The sequence below is a fragment of the Rhodococcus artemisiae genome (assembly GCF_036327795.1).
In the GTDB taxonomy this organism is placed as follows: domain Bacteria; phylum Actinomycetota; class Actinomycetes; order Mycobacteriales; family Mycobacteriaceae; genus Rhodococcus; species Rhodococcus artemisiae.
This window is the reverse complement of record NZ_JAUTXY010000012.1, coordinates 157,430-178,742: the sequence shown is the minus strand read 5'-3', so window position 1 is coordinate 178,742 and position 21,313 is coordinate 157,430. Positions and strand designations below refer to the sequence as shown.

Sequence of the window (21,313 nt, the reverse complement as noted above, 5' to 3'; positions counted from 1 at the left end):
CAAGTGGTGAGGTGCCACAACCCTCGATACACTTTGTCGCGTTGATCGTCGCAACGGTGTTGGGAGGCATCGAAGGCGATCTGTCGGGGCGGATGACAACTGGCTATCGCGCCTCAGGTTTGTGTTTTGTCGGGTGAGGCGAGGGAGCGTGGTGCAAATACTTCCGCTGTCCCCAAGCCAGCGGGGGCTGTGGTACGCCCAGGTATTGAATCCGGACGTGCCTTTTATTACTGCCCAGTATTTGGAGTTTCGGGGCAGTCTCGATCACGGACTTGTGGCCAAGGCGATGGTGCAGGCTGCCCGCGATGTGGAGTCGGGATTCCTTTTCCTCGTTGAAGGTGACGGTGTTCCCGAACAATTCGTCGATGTCGAGTATGCCGATGATGTCCCATATGTCGATTTGCGCGAGTTCGATGATCCGGAGGCGGCTGCGCATCGGTTGATGACCGAGCGCTTCTCGACTCGGATGGATATGTTCCGCGATCGGCTCATCGCGAGCGTGTTGTTGCATATCGACGACGAGCGTTATTTCCTGTCGAGCTACGTCCACCACATTGCACTCGACGGCCACGGTGGGATGGTCCAGCTGAGCCGCGCCGCCGAGCTGTATTCGGCGTGGATCGCGGGTGAAGAGACGCCGCCGGTCAAGTCTTTGCCGATCGAGAAGATCATCGAGTTCGAGGCGGCATACGTCGGATCGAAGCGGCAGGAGGGAGACCGCGAGCACTGGGCGCAGCGCTTGGCGGATCTGCCCGAGCCGCTCTCACTGATCGGCGAGGTTGCTCCTCCGACGATGCCCGCGCGCAGGTCGGCGACTGCAGTCTCGATCGCACTGTCGGACGCGATCACCGCCCGGGCGCAAGAGCTGAATGCCACGGACGTCCCGATCGTCCTGAGCGCATTCGCTGCCTTCCTTGCTCGCACCAGAAGCACCGACGATGTAGTTCTGTCGCTTCCGGTCTCGGCTCGGACCACAGCTGCACTGCGCAGGTCCGGTGGTGCGGTATCGAATGTGGTGCCGCTGCGGGTGCGGCTCGAACTGTCGGAGTCGGGAACCGACCTGATTCGTAGCGTTCAGGTGGAGCTCAACGGCGCGCTGCGTCATCAGCGGTATCCGTATGCCGACATGCTCGCCGACCTCCGCGCACTCGGCCGCGAACACACCGAGACGCGCAACGCCTTCGGGCCCGTCGTCAACGTCATGAATTTCCATCAGCCGATCGTCTACGGCGATGTGCCGGCCGACTACCACGTGCAGTCCACCGGTCCCGTCGACGACCTGTCGATGAACGTGTATGCGGGAATCCCGGGTAAGACCCTCCGCGTCGATTTCGAAGCCAACCCCAATTTGTACACGCAGGAATACCTCGATTTCCTGCATCGCAGGTTCCTCGATTTCCTCCTGCACTTCGTCAGCGATCCGTCGGCCCCTGTGGGCGACCTGCCGTTCGCCACCGCAGACGAACTCGACGGCTTCACCCCGGCGCGCGGCAACAAGGCACCGGCCCCGGCGTTGCTGCCCGACCTACTGGCCGCACACGCACAGACGTACCGCGTGGCCGTGCGCGACCGCGATCACTCGCTCACCTACCGCGAACTCGACGCCCGCTCCGACGAACTCGCTCATCGCCTCGTCGCTGCCGGCGCCGGCCCCGAAGATCGCGTGGCGGTGCTGCTGCCGCGCTCGATCGACTCGGTGATTGCGTTGTGGGCAGTGGCGAAGACCGGCGCCGCCTACACCCCGATCGACCCCGAACTTCCCGCGCTCCGCCTCGCCGAACTCCTCGTCGACGTGCAGGTGGCCGTCGCGGGCGAACATCCGGAACTGCCCGAGCACCTCACCCGCGTCGTGCCCGTCTCCGATAGCAAAGCGTCGGAGAAGTTCACCGCCGAGCATCGGCTGCGCCCTTTGCACCTCGACAACCCGGCGTGGGTGATCCACACCTCCGGCTCCACCGGCACGCCGAAGGCAGTTGCCGTCGGGCACCGTGGCATCGCCGCGCTGGTGACCACACTGCGCGACCGCTACAACGCCGACGCGAGCTCGCGCGTGCTGCATCTCGCCGCACCCAGCTTCGACGCCTCACTGCAGGAACTGCTGCTCGCATTCGATGCCGGTGCCACCGTCGTCCTGTGCCCGCCCGACGCCGTCGGCGGCCCAGCCCTCGCGACACTGCTGCGCACCGAGCGCGTCACCCACGCCATCACCGCGCCCGCCGTCCTCGCCGTCACCCCCGAACACGGACTGCCCGATCTGACGATGCTCGACGCCGGCGGGGAATCGTTGCCGCAGGCTGTCGCCGACCGCTGGTCGCCGGGTCGCACCATGCTCAACGCCTACGGGCCGACGGAAACCACCGTCCTCGCAACGCTGAGCGCGCCACTCGAACCCGGCGCCGGCGTCCCCATCGGGCGACCCATCGACGGCATGACCGCCGTGGTCCTCGACTCCCGCCTGCACCCCGTGCCCGTCGGAGTGTCCGGCGAGCTGTACCTCGGGGGAGACGCCGTGGCCCGAGGCTACCTCGGCGCACCCGCACTCACCGCCGAACGTTTCGTCGCATCTCCGTTCGGTGGGCGGATGTACCGCACAGGCGACGTGGTGCGTTGGCATTCGGGCGGGCAGCTCGTATTCCTGGGCCGCGCCGATCAGCAGGTGAAGATCCGCGGCCGCCGCATCGAACTCGGCGAGATCGAAACGGCGCTCACCTCGTTCGGCGCCGTGCGCGCGGCCACCGTCGTGGTGCGCGGCGAGCACCTCGCCGCGTACGTGGTGGGGGACGTCGATACGCCCGCCGTCGGAGACGGCACCTTCGTCGCAGACCTCACCATCCACCTCGCCGAACAGCTTCCCGGCTACCTGCGGCCCACGTCGATCACCGTGCTCGACGCCCTGCCGCTCACTCCGGGCGGCAAGATCGACCACCGCGAGTTGCCCGCCCCCGCGGTGGTGTCCGCCGGGTCGACGCCGCTGAACGGGCCCACCGAAACGCTTGTCGCCGACCTGTTCGCCGACCTCACCGGCACTGGCGACGTGGGCGGCGACGCCGATTTCTTCGAGCTCGGCGGGCACTCGCTCGGCGCTGCGCAGCTCGCCGCACGCCTCGGCGCCGCACTCGGCCGCGACGTGCAGCTCCGCGATGTGTTCGAGCACCCCACCGTCGCTCGCCTCGCCGCCGCAGCCGAAGCGCGCCCGCTCGCAGCGTCGGCGCCGGTTGCGCTGGCCGAAACGGGACCGGCTCCGCTGGCGCCCGCTCAGCAGCGATTGCTACTGCTCGCCCGCGCGCACGGAGACCCCGCCGCCTACCACCTGCCGTTCGCCCTGCACCTCGACGGCGAACTCGACGTGCTGGCGCTGCAGGCCGCGCTCACCGATGTGCTCGGCCGCCACGACATCCTCCGCACCGTCTTCCCGACGACGCGCGACGGGCCGGTGCAGCAGGTACTCGACATCGACGATGCTGCGGCGACGCTCGACCTCGAGGACATCGATGAGGACGCTGTCGACGCGGTGATCAGGGAGTGGACGGCGGCACCGTTCGATCTCACCGCCGATACCCCGTTCCGCGTCCGCCTGTTTCGCGTGGCCGACGATAAGCACGTGCTCGTGGTGGTCGCCCACCACATCGCACTCGACGGCGCGTCGTTCGTGCCGCTCACCACCGACGTCGCCACTGCGTACGCCGCGCGCGTCGAGGACAAGGCACCCGCGTGGAAGCCGCTGCCGCTGCAGTACCGCGACTACGCCCGCTGGCACCGCGACCGGCTCGGCGATGCCGCCGATCCCGCGAGCCCCGCCGGCCGCGAACTCGCCTATTGGAACACCGCCCTCGACGGTCTCGACGCCGCAGCGCCGCTGCCCACCGATCGTCCCCGGGGCGGTGGATTCGGCCCGGCCTCGGCAGTGGAGTTCACGGTGCCCGCCGACCAGGTCGACGCACTGCGCTCGATCGCCGCCGCCCACGACGCCACGGTGTTCATGGCCGTGCACGCCGCGGTCTCGGTGTGGTTGTCGGCGTGGACCTCCGGCCGCGACATCGCGATCGGCACGGGCACCGCCGGCCGCGACCACCCCGACCTCGACGCCCTCGTCGGCATGGTCGTCGGCACCGTCGCGCTGCGCCTCGACGTCGACCCCGCAGCGCCCTTCACCTCGCTGCTCACAGCCGCCCGCGACACCGACCTCGACGCGTTCGCGCACGCCACCGTGCCGTTCGAGCAGGTTGTCGATGCGCTCGGGTTCGGCCCGTTCAGCGTGATGCTCGCCTACGACAACGTCGATGTGCCCGACCTCGAACTTCCGGGCCTCACGGTGCGGCCGCAGGAAATCGGCTCGGCCCGAGCACGGTTCGACCTCGAGATCTCGATCCGCGCCATGCGCGACGGATCGCTGACGGGCCGGCTCGTCTACGACACGACACTGTTCGACCACACCACCATCACGTCGTGGTCGCAGCGACTGGGCGTGGTCCTCGAGCATGTTGCGCAGCACCCCACCACGCCCGTGAGCGACGTCGATCTCGGCGCCGTCCCGGTGACGGTCGCCGAACCCGGACCCGAAGCCACCTTCGCCGAGATCATCGAACGATCCGGTGCGCGGGTCGTCGAGCCCGGTGGCGAGCCGCTTCATATCGCGACCGCCGCCCGGCCGCTGGCGTGGTCGCTGCTCGACAGCGGAGTGGGAGCCGAAGACCGTGTCGCGGTGATGTTGCCGCGCGGGTCGTCGTCGGTGATCGCGGCTGCCGCCGTGACACTCACCGGCGCGGCGTTCGTGCCCGTCGACCCCGGCCAGCCCGCCGCTCGTATCAACGCGCTGCTCACCGACTCCGGCGTCGCCTACGCCATCGCAGGGCCCGACGTGCCCGTGCCGTCCGGTGTGGAGATCGTGCCGTTCACTCTCGACGGCGACACACGTGAGATCACCGACGCCGACCGCACGCGTCCGGTGCATCTCGACAACCTGGCCTACCTCGTCTACACCTCCGGGTCGACGGGTAAACCGAAGGGCGTGGCGGTCGCGCACCGCGGACTCGGGCCGCTCGCACAGTCGTTCATCGACCGTTTCGCACTCCACGACGACGCCCGCGTCCTGCACTTCGCGAACCCCGCTTTCGACGGCGCCGTCCTCGAACAGGTGATGGCCCTGACCGCGGGCGGGACCCTCGTGGTGGCACCGCCCGAGCTGTTGGGCGGCGACGAACTGCTCGAGCTGCTCCGTCGCGAACGCATCACGCACTGGTTCACCACGCCGTCGGTGCCCACTCAGCTGGACCCGTCGGGACTCGACCATCTCGAAGTCCTCGCGGTGGGCGGCGAGATGTGGCCTGCCGAGACCGCGGCCCGGTGGTCGCCGGGCCGAACCATGCTGAATGTGTACGGGCCCACCGAAACCACGGTGATCGCCACCTCCAGCACACCGCTGCATCCGGGCGAGAAGCTCACCATCGGCACCGGGCTCGTCGGTGTCACCGTCGCGGTGCTCGATCATCGACTGCAACGCGTGCCCGACGGCGTGATCGGCGAGCTCTACCTCATGGGGCAGGGCGTGGCCCGCGGCTACCTCGACGCACCCGCCCTCACCGCCGAGCGTTTCGTCGCCGATCCTTTCGGGGGCGGACGCATGTACCGCACGGGCGACCTCGTGCGCTGGACCCGCGACTACGCCCTCGAATTCGTGGGCCGCGCCGACCATCAGGTCAAGATCCGCGGGTTCCGAATCGAACTCGGCGAGATCGACACCGTCCTGCACGATCATCCGGATGTGCGCACCGCCGTGACGCTGGTCCGAGACAGTGCGCTCGCCGCCTACGTGCACAGTCCCGGCACCGAGCTCGACGGACGCGAGATCCGCGACTGGCTCGCCTCGCGCCTGCCCCGGCACATGGTGCCCGCCACCGTCACCGTGCTCGACGCGATGCCGCTCACCAGCACCGGCAAGATCGACCGCGCCGCACTGCCCGACCCCGCGGGTGGCTCCATCACCGACCATGGGTTCCGGAGCGTCACCGAGGAACTCGTCGCCGGGATCGTCGCCGATGTGCTGGGCGTGTCGGTTGTTTCGGGCGACGACGACTTCTTCGCGATCGGCGGTAACTCGCTGCTCGCCACCACCCTCGCTGCCCGCCTCGGTGCGGTCGCCGGTCGTCGCGTGGGTGTCCGCGACGTGTTCGAGAACCCCACCGTCGCCGACCTCGCACGTGTGGTCGGATCCTCCGACGCGGTTGCCGGCATTCCGCTCGTTCACAGCGAAGGCACCACCGACACACCACTTGCCCCCGCGCAGCAACGCATGTGGCTCGTCAACCGGTTCGACGTCGCCGCCGGCACGGACGGCGGCGACCACATCGCCTTCGCCGTGGATCTGCCGTCCGACACCGACCTCGACGCCCTGCGCGGTGCTTTCTCGGACGTCATCACCCGGCACGAGACGCTGCGCACCACCTACCCCGACAGCGGCGACGGCCCGCGTCAGCGCCTGCTCGACACCGTGGAACTCGACCTCGAGCCGGTCGAGGCACCCACAGACCTCGACGATCGGATGGCCGAGTTCGCTCGTGCACGTTACGATCTCACGGTGGACGCGCCGGTCCGCGCCGCGCTCTACCGCACCACCGACGGGTTCACGCTCGCTGTGGTGCTCCACCACATCGCAGCCGACGGTCTGTCGCTGCTCCCACTCGGTCGCGACGCCGCGACCGCATATGCTGATCGTCGAGCCGGCGAGACCCCCGACCTCGCCGGCTCGACGGTCACCTACCGCGACTACGCGCGGTGGCATGCAGCTGTTCTCGGCGACGAGACCGATCTCGGCAGCCTCGCCGCGACGCAGCTCGCGCATTGGAAGCAGGCGCTCTCCGGCGCGCCGCCGCTGCTCGAGCTGCCCGCCGATCACCCGCGCAGCAACATCACCTCCGGCACGGCCGGGCAGGTCGGGTTCACGGTGCCCGCCGAATTGCATGCCGCGATCGACAAACTCGCCCGCGCCAACGATGTCACCCCGTTCATGGTGATACACGCTGCGTTCGCGACGCTGCTGCATTCGCTTGCCGCCACCGACGACATCGTCATCGGCACCCCCGTCTCCGGCCGCACCCAGGCCGCGCTCGACGACATGGTGGGCATGTTCGTCGGCACCGTCCCGCTGCGGCTGGCGGTGCGGCCGCGGGACAGCTTCACCGCCCTGCTCGCCGAGGCGCGCCGCGCGGATCTCGACGCGTTCGCTCACGCCGACGTTCCCTTCGACCGCATCGTCGACGCGGTGGGCGCGAGCAGTGGCGGACACCACCCGGTGTTCCAGGTGATCCTCGCCTACGAGAGCTTCGGCATCGACACCTTCGCGGTACCCGGCACGACGGTGCGTGAGCTGCCGTCCGGAGCTGCGCGTGTGGACCTCGAACTCGGCATCCGCGATCACCGCACCGACGCGGGTACCCCGGCGGGCCTCACCGGAACCTTCCGCTTTCCTGCAGAAATGTTCGACACAGCCACCGTGGTGGAGTGGCGTGAGTGGCTTGTGGGTATTCTCGACTCGGTTACCGCAGACCCGGCTCTGCCCGTCGGCGGTATCCCACTGCGTGGCGCCGACCACACCCCCGTCGGCGTCACGCTCCCCCCGGTGGCCACCTCGCCCATCGACCTCCTCGCGGCCCGCGTCGCCGACGACGCCGAGGCCGTCGCACTGTCTGCAGGCGGGGAGTTCTTGACCTACGGCCGGCTGTGGTCGCGCTCAGGCGGACTGGCCGCGCTGCTGCACGAGCGGGGGATCGGCACCGACGACGTGGTGGCCGTGGCGTTGCCGCGCTCGCTCGATCTCGTCATCACGCTCCTCGCCGTCGCACGCGCGGGGGCGACGTACCTGCCGGTCGACGTCACCCATCCACCGGCGCGCCTACAGGCGTTGTTCGCCGACGCATCGCCGTCGATTGTGCTCGCCCACAGCGGATTCGACTCCTCCGTACCCGCTCTGCACATCGACGACCCCCAGATCGCCGCCCGCATCGAGGACGGCGCCGACTTCGACACGCCGATCCCCACCGACAGCGGCGCCTACCTGATCTACACGTCGGGTTCCACGGGCACCCCGAAGGGTGTGCTCGTCACCCACCGCAACCTCGCGACGCTGCTCGCCGCCACCACGTTCGGCCTCGGCTGCGTGCCCGGCGATGTGTGGACGCTGTTCCACTCGCCGGCCTTCGACTTCTCGGTGTGGGAGATGTGGGGCGCACTCACCACTGGCGCGCGCCTCGTCGTGATCGATCACCACACCGTCCGCGACCCCGCAGCATTCGCCGAACTCCTCGGCCGCGAGCACGTCACGGTGCTGAACCAGACACCGCGCGCCTTCCACCAGCTCGCAGAACTCGACGCGCAACTGCCCGACCTGCGGCTCGTCGTCTTCGGCGGCGAAGCGCTCGACCCGACGCGCGTGGCGCCGTGGGCGCGGCGGCACCCGCACGCGCACGTGGTCAACATGTTCGGCATCACCGAGACCACGGTGCACGTCACCGCCGGCGAAGCCACCGCCACCGGCATCGGCACCCCGATCCCGGGAATGGGCGTCGAGGTCCTCGACGTGTCGCTGCGGCCGGCGCTCCCCGGCGCGATCGGCGAAATGTACGTCACCGGAGACCAGCTGGCCCGCGGCTACCGCGACCGGCCCGGCCTCACGGCAGTCCGGTTCGTCGCCGTACCCGGCGGTGCCCGCCGCTACCGCACCGGTGATCTCGCCCGCCGCGACCGTTCCGGCGGATTGCGTTATCTGGGCCGCGCCGACCACCAGATCGAACTGCGCGGCTACCGCATCGAACCCGGCGAGATCGAAGCGGCCCTCCTCGCATGCGACGGCGTCACCCAGGCCGCGGTGCTGCTGCGCGACGACCGGCTCGTCGCCTACCTCGTGGGCGGCGACAGCACCGCCGCGCTGAACGAACTGCGCCGCACCCTGCCCGACTACCTCGTGCCCGCGGCCGCCGTGTCGCTGGACGAATTGCCGCGCACCGCGAACGGCAAGCTCGACCGCGACGCCCTGCCGGCTCCCGAGATCACGAGCGCCGGGGGAGCGGCGCCGCACGGGCCCGTCGAAGAACTCGTCGCCGAGGTCGTCGCCGGTCTGCTCGGCGTCGATGCCGAGCACGGTGCAACACGATTCTCTGCGACCGACGACTTCTTCCACCTCGGCGGCAACTCGCTGCTCGCCACCCGCCTCGCCGGGCGTCTCACCGACATCACCGATGTGGACGTCACCGTCCGCGACATCTTCGACGCGCGCACCGTCACCGGGCTCGCCGCGATCATCTCGGAGCGCACCGGAGCCGGACGCTCGCGTCCGCAACTGGTGGCAGAGGACGGTCCAGCTCCGATGTCCGCCGCGCAGCAGCGGTTGTGGTTCGTCAACCGCTTCGACCCGGCCTCGCCCGGATACAACCTTCCGTTCGCGGTGCAGCTCGACGGCGACCTCGACGTCGACGCCCTCGCCGCCGCCCTGAGCGATCTCGCCGAGCGGCACCACACGCTGCGCACCGTGTATCCCACGGCAACCGAGCAGGTGCTGCTGCCTGCCGAACCCGTCGTCCTCGACCCGATCGCCGTCCCCGACGGCGCGCTCGACGAGTTCGTCACCGAATTCGCCTCTACCGGGTTCGATCTCACCGTCGACCGCCCGCTACGCACCCGCCTCTACCGGACGGCACCCGAGCGGCACATGCTCGTGGTGGTGCTGCACCACATCGCCGCCGACGGGTGGTCGCTCACCCCGCTGCTGCGCGACGTCGCCGTCGCCTACGAAGCCCGACACGCAGGCACATCGCCGGCGTGGTCGCCGCTGCCCGTGCAGTACAGCGACTACGCACGACGCCAACGCGCGATGGCCGACGACCAGCTCCCGTTCTGGCTCGATGCCCTCGCCGACCTGCCGGAGGAAACTACGCTGCCGGGCGACCGGCCGCGCCCGTCGGAGCCCACCGGACGCGGCGCCGCGCACGTCGTGTCTCTCGGCGCCGAACTCGTCGACGGCCTGCACGACCTCGCCCGCACCGGACACGCAACGCTGTTCATGGTGCTGCACGCCGCGCTTGCGACCCTGCTGCAGCGACACGGTGCCGGCCGAGACATCCCCATCGGCACCGTCGTCTCCGGTCGCGGCGAACCGCAACTCGACGACCTCGTCGGCATGTTCGTCGGCACGCACGTGCTGCGCACCGACGTGAACCCCGATGCGACGTTCACCGAGTTTCTCGAGCAGGTGCGCGTCCGTGACGTCGCCGCCTACATGCACCCGGATGCGCCGTTCGAGACGCTCGTCGAACACCTCAACCCCGTGCGCAGCGCGGCGCGTCACCCGCTGTTCCAGGTGTCGCTGTCACTGAACCGGCCCACCATCGACGCGGTCGACACCGCTGACACAGTAGGTACCGCCGCACTGCCCGGCGTGGATGTCTCGGTGCTGCCCGTCGACACCCACTACACGCAGCTCGATCTGCAGGTCACCGCCACCCCGAACGGGACCGGACTCGATCTCGAATTCTTCTACAGCACAGACCTGTACGACGAGGCGACCATCGCCGCTGCCGCAGGCCGGTACTCCGCGATCCTGCGCGCTGCGGTCACCGATCCGCAGATCCGCCTCGGCGACATCGACCTCATCGCCGGGCAGAACCCCGTCGTGGAGGGCCGTTTCGCCGCGTCGACCCGGTCGCTGCGGCAGCGCCTCGCCGCCGGCGCCGACTTCGGCGGCGACAACCTGGCCGTGCGCGACGGTGACCGCGAACTGACGTACCCCGAACTCGTCTTCTACGCCGACGATCTCGCCGCGCGCCTGCAGGACGCCGGTGTGCGCCCCGGCGATGCGGTGGCGTGTGCCTTGCCGCGGTCGCTGGAGTCGGTCCTCGCGGTGTGGGGCATCGTCCGCGCCGGGGCCGCCCCGATGCTCGTCGACCCCGCCCAGCCCACCGCGCGTCTCGCCGCGATGCTCGACGGCGTCACCGTCGGTGTGGGCGAGGACGACGCCCTGCCCGGCGCGGTGACGTGGGTGCCCGTCGACAACGGCACCGACTTCGATCCAACTCCGGTATTCGACCCGGCACCCGATTCGCCCGCGTACTACGTGTTCACCTCCGGCACGTCCGGTGACCCCAAGGGTGTCACCATCACCCAGCGCGGTGTCAGCGCATTCGCCGACGACATCTCCCAGGATCTCGCCGCCGCGCCCGGCGACCGTGTGCTGCATGTGGCCGCACCCAGCTTCGACGCGGCGGTACTCGAGATCCTCACCGCCGGGATCACCGGCGCCACGCTGATCGTGGCCGACGCCGACAGCTACGGCGGCGCCGCCCTCGCCGACCTCCTCGAACGCGACGCCATCACCCACGCGGTGATGACGCCGTCCACCCTCGCGACCGTGCCGCCCCGCGACCTGCCGCACCTGCGGGTGCTCATGCTGGGCGGCGACCGGCTCACGTCCGCGCTCGTCGACCGCTGGTCGCCGGGGCGCACCCTGATCAACAGCTACGGCCCCGCCGAAACCACCATGTTCGTCACCAACTCGCAGCCGCTGCATCCGGGCGACGACCTCGTGATCGGCACGCCCGTGCGCGCGTCGTCGGTGCTGGTGCTCGACGATCGGTTGCAGCCCGTGCCCGTCGGCGTGATCGGCGAACTGTACGTGGGCGGTGGACGCCTCGCCACCTGCTACCGCGGCGCCCCGTCGCGCACCGCCGAACGCTTCATCGCCGCACCCGACGGCGCACGCCGCTATCGCACCGGCGACCTCGTGCGGTGGCGCCGCGACGGCACCCTCGAATTCCACGGCCGCAGCGACAGCCAGTTCAAGCTGCGCGGTGTGCGCATCGAACCCGGCGAGATCGACGCGGCACTGTCGGCGCTGAGCACTATCGATCGTTCTGTCACGCTGCTGCGCAACGGCATTCTCGCGTCGTATGTGACACCCGCCGAGGTGGACGTCGACGAGGTCCGCCGCGACCTGCACGGCGTGCTGCCCGCGCATCTGGTGCCCACGGCGATCGTGCCGCTCGGCACGATCCCGCTCACCGCACACGGCAAGATCGACGTGGCGGCGCTACCGGCGCTGCCGACGTCGAGGTCGTCCGAACCGGTGACCCCCACCGAGATGGCGGTGGCGAGGATCCTCGGCGACCTGCTCGCGCGGGACACGGTGGGCCGCGAGGGGGTGGGAAATGGCACGGTAGGCCGCGACGACGACTTCTTTGCCATCGGCGGTAACTCGCTGCTCGCAACCGTGCTCGTCGGGCGTCTGCGCGACGAGACCGGCGTGAGCGTGTCGCTGCGGACGCTGTTCGCCCACCCGACCGTCGCCGCGCTCGCCGCGGTGATCGACGCCGGTGGGTCCGAGCGTGAGGACGGGCCGGTCGCGGTATCGCCGCGACCCGAGCGCATTCCGCTCAGCCGCGCGCAGCGTCGCCTGTGGGGTCTGGGCGCCCTGGCGCCCGAGGCGTATCGGCTGCACAGCACCGTGCAGCTGCGCGGCCCGCTCGACGTGCCGGCTCTCGAAGAAGCGCTCGACGACGTGACGCAGCGCCACGAGATCCTGCGAACCGACTATGCCGTCGACGACGACGGGGTGCACCAGGTGGTGACCGGCCGCGGACGGTGGTCGAGCCGGCTCGAACCTGTCGCCGAGAACCTGCACGTGCTGCACCTCGACGTCGACCACTCCATCGCCGACGGCGCCTCGCTGCGCCCGCTGCTGCGCGACCTCACCGTCGCCTATCTCGCACGTGTCGCGGGGGAGGCCCCGGGGTGGCAGCCGTTGCCGCTGCAGTACGCCGACTACGCACTGTGGGAGCAGGAGCGCGGGGTGTTGGAAGCCGATGTGGCGCACTGGAAGCGCGCACTCGATGGGCTCATTTTTTTTGATCTACCCATCTACAATACCAATTCGAATGGGATGGCTTGCCGTATCGACTTCGATGTTCCGGCTGCTGTGCGGGACCGTGTCACCGCACTCGCGCGTGAGCACGGCGCCACCGAATTCATGGTGCTGCACGCCGCGCTGTCGGTGCTGCTCGCCCGCCTCGGTGCGCACGACGACATCGCCGTCGCCGCCGTCACGGGTGGACGCCACTGGGCGCAGCTCGAAGATCTCGTCGGCCCGTTCCTCGAGACCCTCGTGCTGCGGGCACGCGTCGAATCCGACATGCCGTTCGCCGGTCTGCTCACCCAGGTGCGCGACTTCGACGTCGCAGCGTTCGACCACGCTTCGGTTCCGTTCGAACAGGTCGTCGCCGACATCCACGGCACCCCACAGGTGGCGCTGGCGTTGCAGGACTTCGGCGTGGAGCCGCTCCAGGTGGGCGAGCTGATGCTCGAGGCACAGGAAAGCGTCGACGACACACCGAAGTTCGATCTGCAGTTCTCGCTGGGCGTTTCGTCCGGCGGCTACGCGGGGACGTTGTTGTTCGACGCGTCCCGCTTCGCCGAACCCAGCGCCGCGCGGCTGACCGAACGGTTCGTGACGATCCTCGACGCCCTCACCGCCGCACCCGACGCCGCGGTGGGAGAGGTGGAGTTCGCGCCGGTCGCCGAGCCTCTCGTCGGTGGCATCCCCGCGAAGACACGCACCCTGCCGGAACTGCTGCGCGCCACCGCCGCGGCGCATCCCGACCGTGAAGCGCTGCGCGGCGACGGTGTCTCGCTCACCTACCGTGAACTCGACGAACAGTCCGACGCCCTCGGAGACGAACTGCGCTCGTCCGGAGCGGCACCGGGCCGGGTCGTGCCCATCGATCTGCCCCGCAGCGTCGACTACATCCGCATGCTGTGGGCCGTCACGAAGACGGGTGCGGCGTTCACGTCGTCTGCCGGCATCGACTCCACCGGTGTGGAGGTGCAGTGCCCGCCCGACGTCGCCTACGTCGTCGCCACGTCCGGTTCCACCGGCACTCCCAAGCGTGTCGCCGTCACGCACCGCGGACTCGCGCCGCTCGCCGCGGAGGTGGGGCGTCGTTACCGAGTGGGCCCCGGAGGCCGTGTACTGCAAGGCTATTCGCCCGCCTTCGACGCGGCGCTGCTCGAACTGCTGCTCGCGCACACGACCGGGGCGACGCTGGTGGTCGCGCCTCCCGATGTGTATGCGGGGGCGGACCTGCACCACCTGCTCGTCGACGAGCACATCACCCACTACCTGTCGACGCCCACCGTGCTCGGCACCCTCGACCCCGACGGGTTGCCGGATCTGCGCGTGGTCGCGTCGGGTGGCGAATCGCTCTCGCCTGCGCTGGCCGCACGGTGGGCCGCCGGCCGCACGATGCTCGACGCCTACGGACCCAGCGAGGCGACGATCGTCTCGACCCTCGTCGAGATCACCGGCGACACCCCGGCCGGTATCGGAAGCCCGGTGCCGGGCACCGTCGCCCACGTCCTCGACGCCCGCCTGCGTCCGGTGCCCGACGGCGCGGTCGGCGAGCTCTACCTCGCCGGTGAAGGATTGGCTGCCGGATACCTCGACGAGCCCGCGCTCACCGCCGAGCGTTTCGTCGCGGCGGCCGACGGCACCCGTGTGTACCGCACGGGCGATCTCGTGCACCGAGCCGGGGAGGCACTCGCGTACCGGGGCCGAACCGACCGTCAGCTCAAGGTGCGTGGCGTGCGCATCGAACCCGGCGAACTCGAGGCGTCGCTGCTCGCGCAACCCGACGTGCGGCATGCCGCGGTCCTCGCGCTCAGCGGATCGCTCGTGGCGTTCGTCGTGGGCCGTGAGCTGACCGCGCAGAACGTGCAGGCGTCGCTGTCGCTGGTGGTGCCACCGCAGCGCATGCCCGGTCGCGTGCGCGTGGTGGACGCACTGCCGCTCACCCCCAACGGCAAACTCGACGTCTCGGCGCTCGAAGCATTCGATGCCGCGCAGCCGTTCGACGACGTGGTGGTCGACGATCGTCCACTCACCGACGCCGAAGACCTCGTGGTCACCGTCGCCGAACACGTCCTCGGCGCGCGGCCGTCCGCGCACCGCGGGTTCTTCGCGGCGGGCGGCGACTCGCTGTCGGCCGTCGTGTTCGCCGCGCGCCTCACTGACGCCTTCGAGGTGGATGTGCCGGTGCGGTCGGTGCTGCACGCACCGACACTCGCGGCGCTGGCCCAACGCATAGGTGATGAAGACGCCCGGATACCGCTGAGGCACTGTGACACCGACGAACCTGCGCCGCTCGCGCCCGCGCAGCGACGCCTGTGGCTGCTGAACCGCGTCGACCCCGACACCGCGGCGTATGTCGTGCCGGTCGTCCTCTCACTCACCGGTGAACTCGATGTGGATGCGTTGGCTGCGGCGGTGGGCGACGTGATCGATCGCCATCGGATCCTGCGCACCGCACACACCGACGCCGGTCAGGTACTTCTCGATCCGCCTGTACTCGAACATCTCTCGCGTACCGATGTCGACGCGGCGATCGCCGAGACCGTGGCTACCCCGTTCGACCTCGTCACCGAGGCGCCGCTCCGGATCCGGCTGCTCGACGTCGAACCCGGCAAGTGGATCCTCGCCGCCGCCGTGCACCACATGGCGTTCGACGGCGGCTCCGCCGGCCCATTGCTCCACGACCTGTCGCGTGCCTACACCGCCCGACTTTCCGGTGACGCACCGCAGTTCGCGGAGCTGCCCGTCACCTACAGCGACTACGCGCGCTGGCAGCGCGACCTCCTCGGCGACCCCACCGACCCGACGTCGCTCGCCGCGCGCCAGCTCGACTACTGGGCGACGATCTTGGTTGGCGCACCCGACAGTCCGCTGCCGCTGCCCACCGACCGGCCGCGACCCGCGCGCCCGACGCACCGCGGCGAGCAGACCGTCGTCCACCTCGACACAGACCTCCACCATCGGCTCCGCGAAGCCGCACGCAACCACGACGTGACTGTGTTCATGCTGGCCCACGCTGTGCTCGTCGCGCTGCTCGCACGTCGCAGCGGCCGCGACGACATCACCGTCGGCACCGCCGTGGCCGGTCGCGGCGACCCGCAACTCGAGCGCCTCGTCGGCATGTTCGTAGGCACCGTGCCGCTGCGCACCGTCATCGACCCCGCCCGCCCGTTCGACGCGTTGCTGCGCGACATCCGCGCTGCCGACCTCGGCGCGTTCGCGCACGCCGATGTGCCGTTCGAAGAGGTGGTCGCGAAGGTCGCGCCGACGCGAGAGCAGGCCTACCATCCGCTGTTCCAGGTGTTGCTCACCCACCGCGCGGTGGCCGGCGAGATGCTGCCGCACCTGCCCGGACTGCAGATCACCGAGGCCGACGCCGGCGCACCGCCCGCACAGTTCGATCTCGTGCTCGAGATCGTCGAACGGGGCGACCACAGTGATATCGACCGCAAGGGCATCGACCTGCGTCTCGTGCACGCCGTCGACCTCTTCGACACCGCCACCGCGGAGTCGCTGCTCGAGGACTACGTGTCGCTGCTCGGTGATGCCGTGGACCGTCCGGAACTCCCCGTCGGCGACCTCGCGGTCCCCGCGCCCGCACCGCTGTCGACGCCCGCTGCCCCGCCCCGCACCCTGGTGGAGCTGCTCGAGGGCGCCGTTGCAGAGCATCCCGGTGCGATCGCCGTGCAGGCGGGACGCGTCGCGTGGACGTACTCCGGGCTCTCCGCCCGCGCCGACGAGATCGCCGCCGACCTCGCCCGACGCGGTGTGGGCCCCGGGTCCGTCGTCGCGATTTCGTCGCCGCGCGATCAGCATTGGCCGCTCGCGGTGTGGGCCGTCGCCAAGAGCGGCGCCGCGTGGGTGTCGGTGGATCCGGCGCAGCCCGCCGCGCGCATCGACGCGATCCTGCGCGACTCCGGCGCCGTCTTCGGACTCACCGTCGGTGAGCACGGCCCCGGCAACGTCGCCTGGCTCGACCTCACCGCCGACCGCGACGACGTGCTTGTGCCTGCAGCACCGGCCGTGCGCGTCGACGACACCGTGCGCGTCGACGACACTGCCTACCTGATCTACACATCCGGCACGACGGGCACCCCGAAGGGCGTCGAGGTGACGCACCGCGGACTCACCGCCCTCGTCGACCTGCAGCGCGAACGTCTCGGTGCCGCGCCCGGCGCGCGGGTGCTGCAGGCGGCGTCGCACACCTTCGACGCCGCGGTGTTCGAACTGCTCACCGCGCACGCGCACGGCGGCACACTGGTGATCGCGCCCGAACACACCTTCGCGGGAGAGCCGCTGCAGCAGCTGATCGTCGACGAGCGCATCACCCACGCCAATCTCACGCCGACCGTGCTGGCGACCCTGTCGCCGGAGGTGGCGCCGATGACCGTCGTCGCCGCGGGTGAATCGCTTCCTGCTGCGCTTGTCGGCAAGTGGAGTGCGCACCGCGTGTTCAACGGATACGGCCCCACCGAACTGACCGTCGGCGTGTCTGTGGGTGGACCCCTGCGCGGTGACGCGAAGCCGGGCATCGGAGTCCCGGTTGCGGGTGCGACCGCCCACGTCCTGGACGCGCGGCTGCACCCGGTGCCCGTCGGCGCGGTGGGGGAGCTGTACGTGAGCGGCAGCGGCCTCGCCCGCGGGTACCGCAACCGAAGCGGCGATACCGCAACACGATTCGTGGCCGATCCATTCGGTGCACCTGGCGATCGGCTGTATCGCACGGGCGACCTGGTGCGGATCGATGCACACGGAGAACTCGACCACGTGGGCCGCGCCGACGAGCAGGTGCAGATCCACGGTATCCGCGTCGAACCCGCCGAGGTCGACGCCGTGCTCCTCTCCGACCCGCAGGTCGGCGCTGCCGTCACCGTCCCCATCTCCGGTTCGGCCGGCGACACCGTCCTCGCCTCCTACGTTCAGGGCACGGCGACGGTCGAAAGCCTGCGACGACGCGTCGCTGCCCACCTCCCGCGCCACCTGCGGCCCGCGAGCATCACCGTCGTCGACGCCATGCCCTTCACGTCGTCGGGCAAGATCGACCGCGCAGCGCTGCCGGCACCTGTCCCGGCCGCAGCCGAGTTCGTTCCGCCGCAGGGACCGATCGCGCAGACCGTCGCCGCGGTCTTCGCCAGGCACCTCGACGTACCGGTCGAGAGCGTCTCGGCCGATCGCGGCTTCTTCGATCTCGGCGGGAGTTCCATCACCGCTGTCGCGGTGGCGAGCGATCTGCGCGCCGAACTCGATCGGGACATTCCACTCGAATGGCTCTTCACCGCAACGACAGTCGACGAGCTCGCGCATCACATCGAGCACGGCGGCGACACACCCGACCCGCTCGGGACGGTCGTCGAACTCGCGGCCGGCGACGCCGGCCCGCCGCTGTTCTGTGTCCACCCCATCAGCGGGCTCTCGTGGACCTACCGCGGTCTCGCCGATCACCTGGGCGGCCGGTCGCTCTACGGCGTGCAGGCCACCGGATCGGGTGACATGCCCCACAGCATTCCCGAATTCGCCGCGCGGTATATCGACGCCATCCGTAATATTCGGCCCGATGGTCCCTATCACCTGCTCGGATGGTCGGTCGGCGGCACCATCGCTCACGAAATGGCTGTGCAGCTACGGGAGAGCGGCGACCAGGTGGGGGTGCTTGCACTGCTCGACACCCTGACCCCGGAAACTCTCCCGCTCGGAGAAACCTCTGAGCCGGAACCCGACGTCGAGAGCCCCCATGTCGATATCACAGCACCCGATATCGCAGCGCTGCCCGACGAACTCGTGGGCGACGTCCTCCGCCGCACGGGCGCAGCAGCAGATGCCATCGAAGCGGCCGCGCTACGGCACACACCACGTACCTACGAGGGCGACATCGATCTGTTCGTCGCCACCCCAGATCTCGACCGGCACCCGGATCTCGCTGCCACCTGGCAGCGGTATGTGCACGGTCTCGTCGTCGAACACCCGGTGCCGTACACGCACTCGGAGTTGACCGGCGCGGATGCTCTGCGTTCGTTCGGTCCGGTTCTTGCCGGTGCACTGGCGGACCGCGACGACTGTCCTACCGTGCCCGTTGGGTGCGCAGTAACCGCAACGAGGGAGACGCCCTGATGGAAGTACACGATTACCTGCGAATTCTGCAGGCGAGGTGGAAGATCGTCGCGGTCACGACGGTGGTCGCCGTTCTCGCCGCGCTCGGTGCGTCACTGCTCACCACGCCGCAGTACGAAGCGAAGACGCGGATGTTCGTGTCGACGTCGTCGGGCGGATCAGTGCAGGAGATCTACCAGGGCAACCTGTTCTCGCAGCAGCGTGTCGCGTCGTACACCAAGCTGCTGACGGGCACGAACCTCGCCGAGCGCACCATAGACACGCTCGGATTCACCGACGTGACACCCAACGAACTGGCCTCGAAGGTCACCGCGGCGTCGGCACCCGACACTGTCCTGATCGACATGGCCGTGACCGACCCGTCGCCCGAGCGTGCACGCGACATCGCCAACGCGATGTCCGACGAGTTCGTCGTCATGGTCCGCGAACTCGAGACCCCCGAGAACGGTGGTCCTCCCACGGCGCGCGTAGTGGTGGAAACCCACGCCTCGACCCCGTCGGCACCGGTGACGCCCAAGACCACGCGCAACGTCGCGCTCGGTCTGGCCGTCGGCCTGCTGCTCGGCATCGCCCTCGCGGTGCTGCGCGATCGCCTCGACAACACCGTCAAGGACCGCGAGGCAATCGAAGAGATCGCCGGAGCCGGTGTGGTCGGTGTCATCCCGATGGACAAGGCGCGACAGGAAACGCCGCCCATCTCGTTCGTCGACGCCAACAGCGGCGACGCCGAGGCCTACCGCGAAATGCGCACCAACCTGCAGTTCCTCGAGGTCGACCACCCGCCGCGCGCGATCGTGGTCACCAGTGCACTGCCCACCGAAGGTAAGACGACCACCGCGATCAACATTGCGCTGGTGCTCACCGAGGCCGGGCATACCGTCGCGCTCGTCGAGGGCGACCTGCGTCGTCCGCGTGTGTCGAAGTACCTCGGTGTGATGGGCGGCGCCGGTCTGTCGACCGTGCTCGCGAATCAGGCGTCGATCGCCGACGTCATGCAGACCACCAAGTACGACGGCCTGTGGGTGCTCGGCGCGGGCGCGTTGCCGCCGAACCCATCCGAGCTGCTGGGCTCCGAACACGCCCGCCATGTGCTCGAAGACCTGCGGTCGCGGTTCGATTACGTCATCATCGATGCGCCGCCGCTGCTGCCCGTCACCGACGCAGCCGTGCTCAGCACCATCACCGACGGCGCCCTGCTCATCGCGCGTTACGGCAAGACCACCAAGGAACAGCTCTCCCGCGCGGTCGGCAATCTGCGTTCGGTCAACGCGACCGTGCTGGGCACGATCCTCAACATGACCCCGTCGAAGGGGCGCGGCGGATCGTACGAGTACCGGTACTACTACGAGACCGACAAGCCGGCCGACGGTGCTTCCAAGGCCGCGCCTGCTGCACCGGTGGCTGCGCAGCCCACTCCCGTTGCCCAGCGGGTCGTGAGTCCGCCGGTTCCCCGGCGTCAGCAGGACTCCGAGTCGGGTCACCATGCGCCGCCCGAGCAGACGCAGGCGTACCCGACCAGCGGCAACTACCCGCGCCGCAATGGCCACGGGGCTGATTCGTGGCAGGTATCCGAGTTCCCGCAGGCGCCGGCACGCCACAGCGACGAGCAGTACCCGTCACAGGCGTACTCGGCCGTGCAGGGCTACGGACCCCACAACGGTCATGCAGCCGAGAACCAGGCGTCGCGGCCGGTGATCCAAGCACCGCGACGCCCGGTCGGTGATTCAGGCCCGGATTCGGGCAGGGACTCAGACCCGGATTCGGGCCAGCAGGGGTAGCAGCAGATCGGCAATCTCCGAACCGACCGCGACGAACGTCTCCTCGTCCTGGCCCATCGGATCGGTGATGTCTCCCGGCCCGGGCTCAGCAGTGTGCTGAGCCCGGGCCGCTGCCAATTCTGCGACGGTGGTTGCGCCACTCGCCTCCATGAGACGGGCCGCTTCCTTCAACGTGAACGTCACGCGCATCATGCGCGGTGCCACCTCGACGACCTTGTTGCGCTGCCGTTCGCTCATGGCGATGACCATGTCGGAATCCTCGGCGAGCTGCGGTGTGATGCGCTGCGCGGTGAACCCCTCAGGGTCTCCACCGAGCTGCTGCAGCACCAGCGCTGCCGTGGGCTCCATCCCGTGCCCGACCATTGCGCGGGTACCTCCGCTGTGCGCGGTGAGATCGGTCCGGCCGGCCTCGGCCGCGTATGCGGAGGTCAGACGTTCAGCGGTTGGCGAGCGGCAAACGTTTCCGGTGCACACAAAGAAGATCCGCATTGGGCGATCGTAGGGGACGCTGCCTGACATGTCGGGTGTGGGACACCGCGAT

The 21,313-nt window shown here is 69.7% G+C and carries 3 protein-coding genes; 2 read left to right on the top strand and 1 reads right to left on the bottom strand.

All coding sequences use genetic code 11. The annotated features are described in order from the left end of the window. Nucleotides 1–151: 151 nt before the first annotated feature. Both Q7514_RS22980 and Q7514_RS22975 read left to right on the top strand, forming a co-directional pair. The gene (locus Q7514_RS22980) at nucleotides 152–18,994 is read left to right on the top strand and encodes an amino acid adenylation domain-containing protein (protein WP_456239151.1); all 18,843 of its coding nucleotides are present in this window, start codon (nucleotides 152–154) and stop codon (nucleotides 18,992–18,994) included. Next, entirely contained in the window at nucleotides 18,994–20,772 is a 1,779-nt protein-coding gene (locus tag Q7514_RS22975; protein ID WP_330135572.1) for a polysaccharide biosynthesis tyrosine autokinase, read from the top strand. Before Q7514_RS22980 ends, Q7514_RS22975 begins: the two co-directional genes overlap by 1 nt. Here the strand turns inward: Q7514_RS22975 and Q7514_RS22970 are convergent. Next, a complete protein-coding gene (locus Q7514_RS22970) occupies nucleotides 20,743–21,261 on the bottom strand; it encodes an arsenate reductase/protein-tyrosine-phosphatase family protein (RefSeq protein WP_330135571.1) in 519 nt (172 codons plus the stop codon). The two genes, Q7514_RS22975 and Q7514_RS22970, sit on opposite strands and share 30 nt — an antisense overlap. Nucleotides 21,262–21,313: the final 52 nt, after the last annotated feature.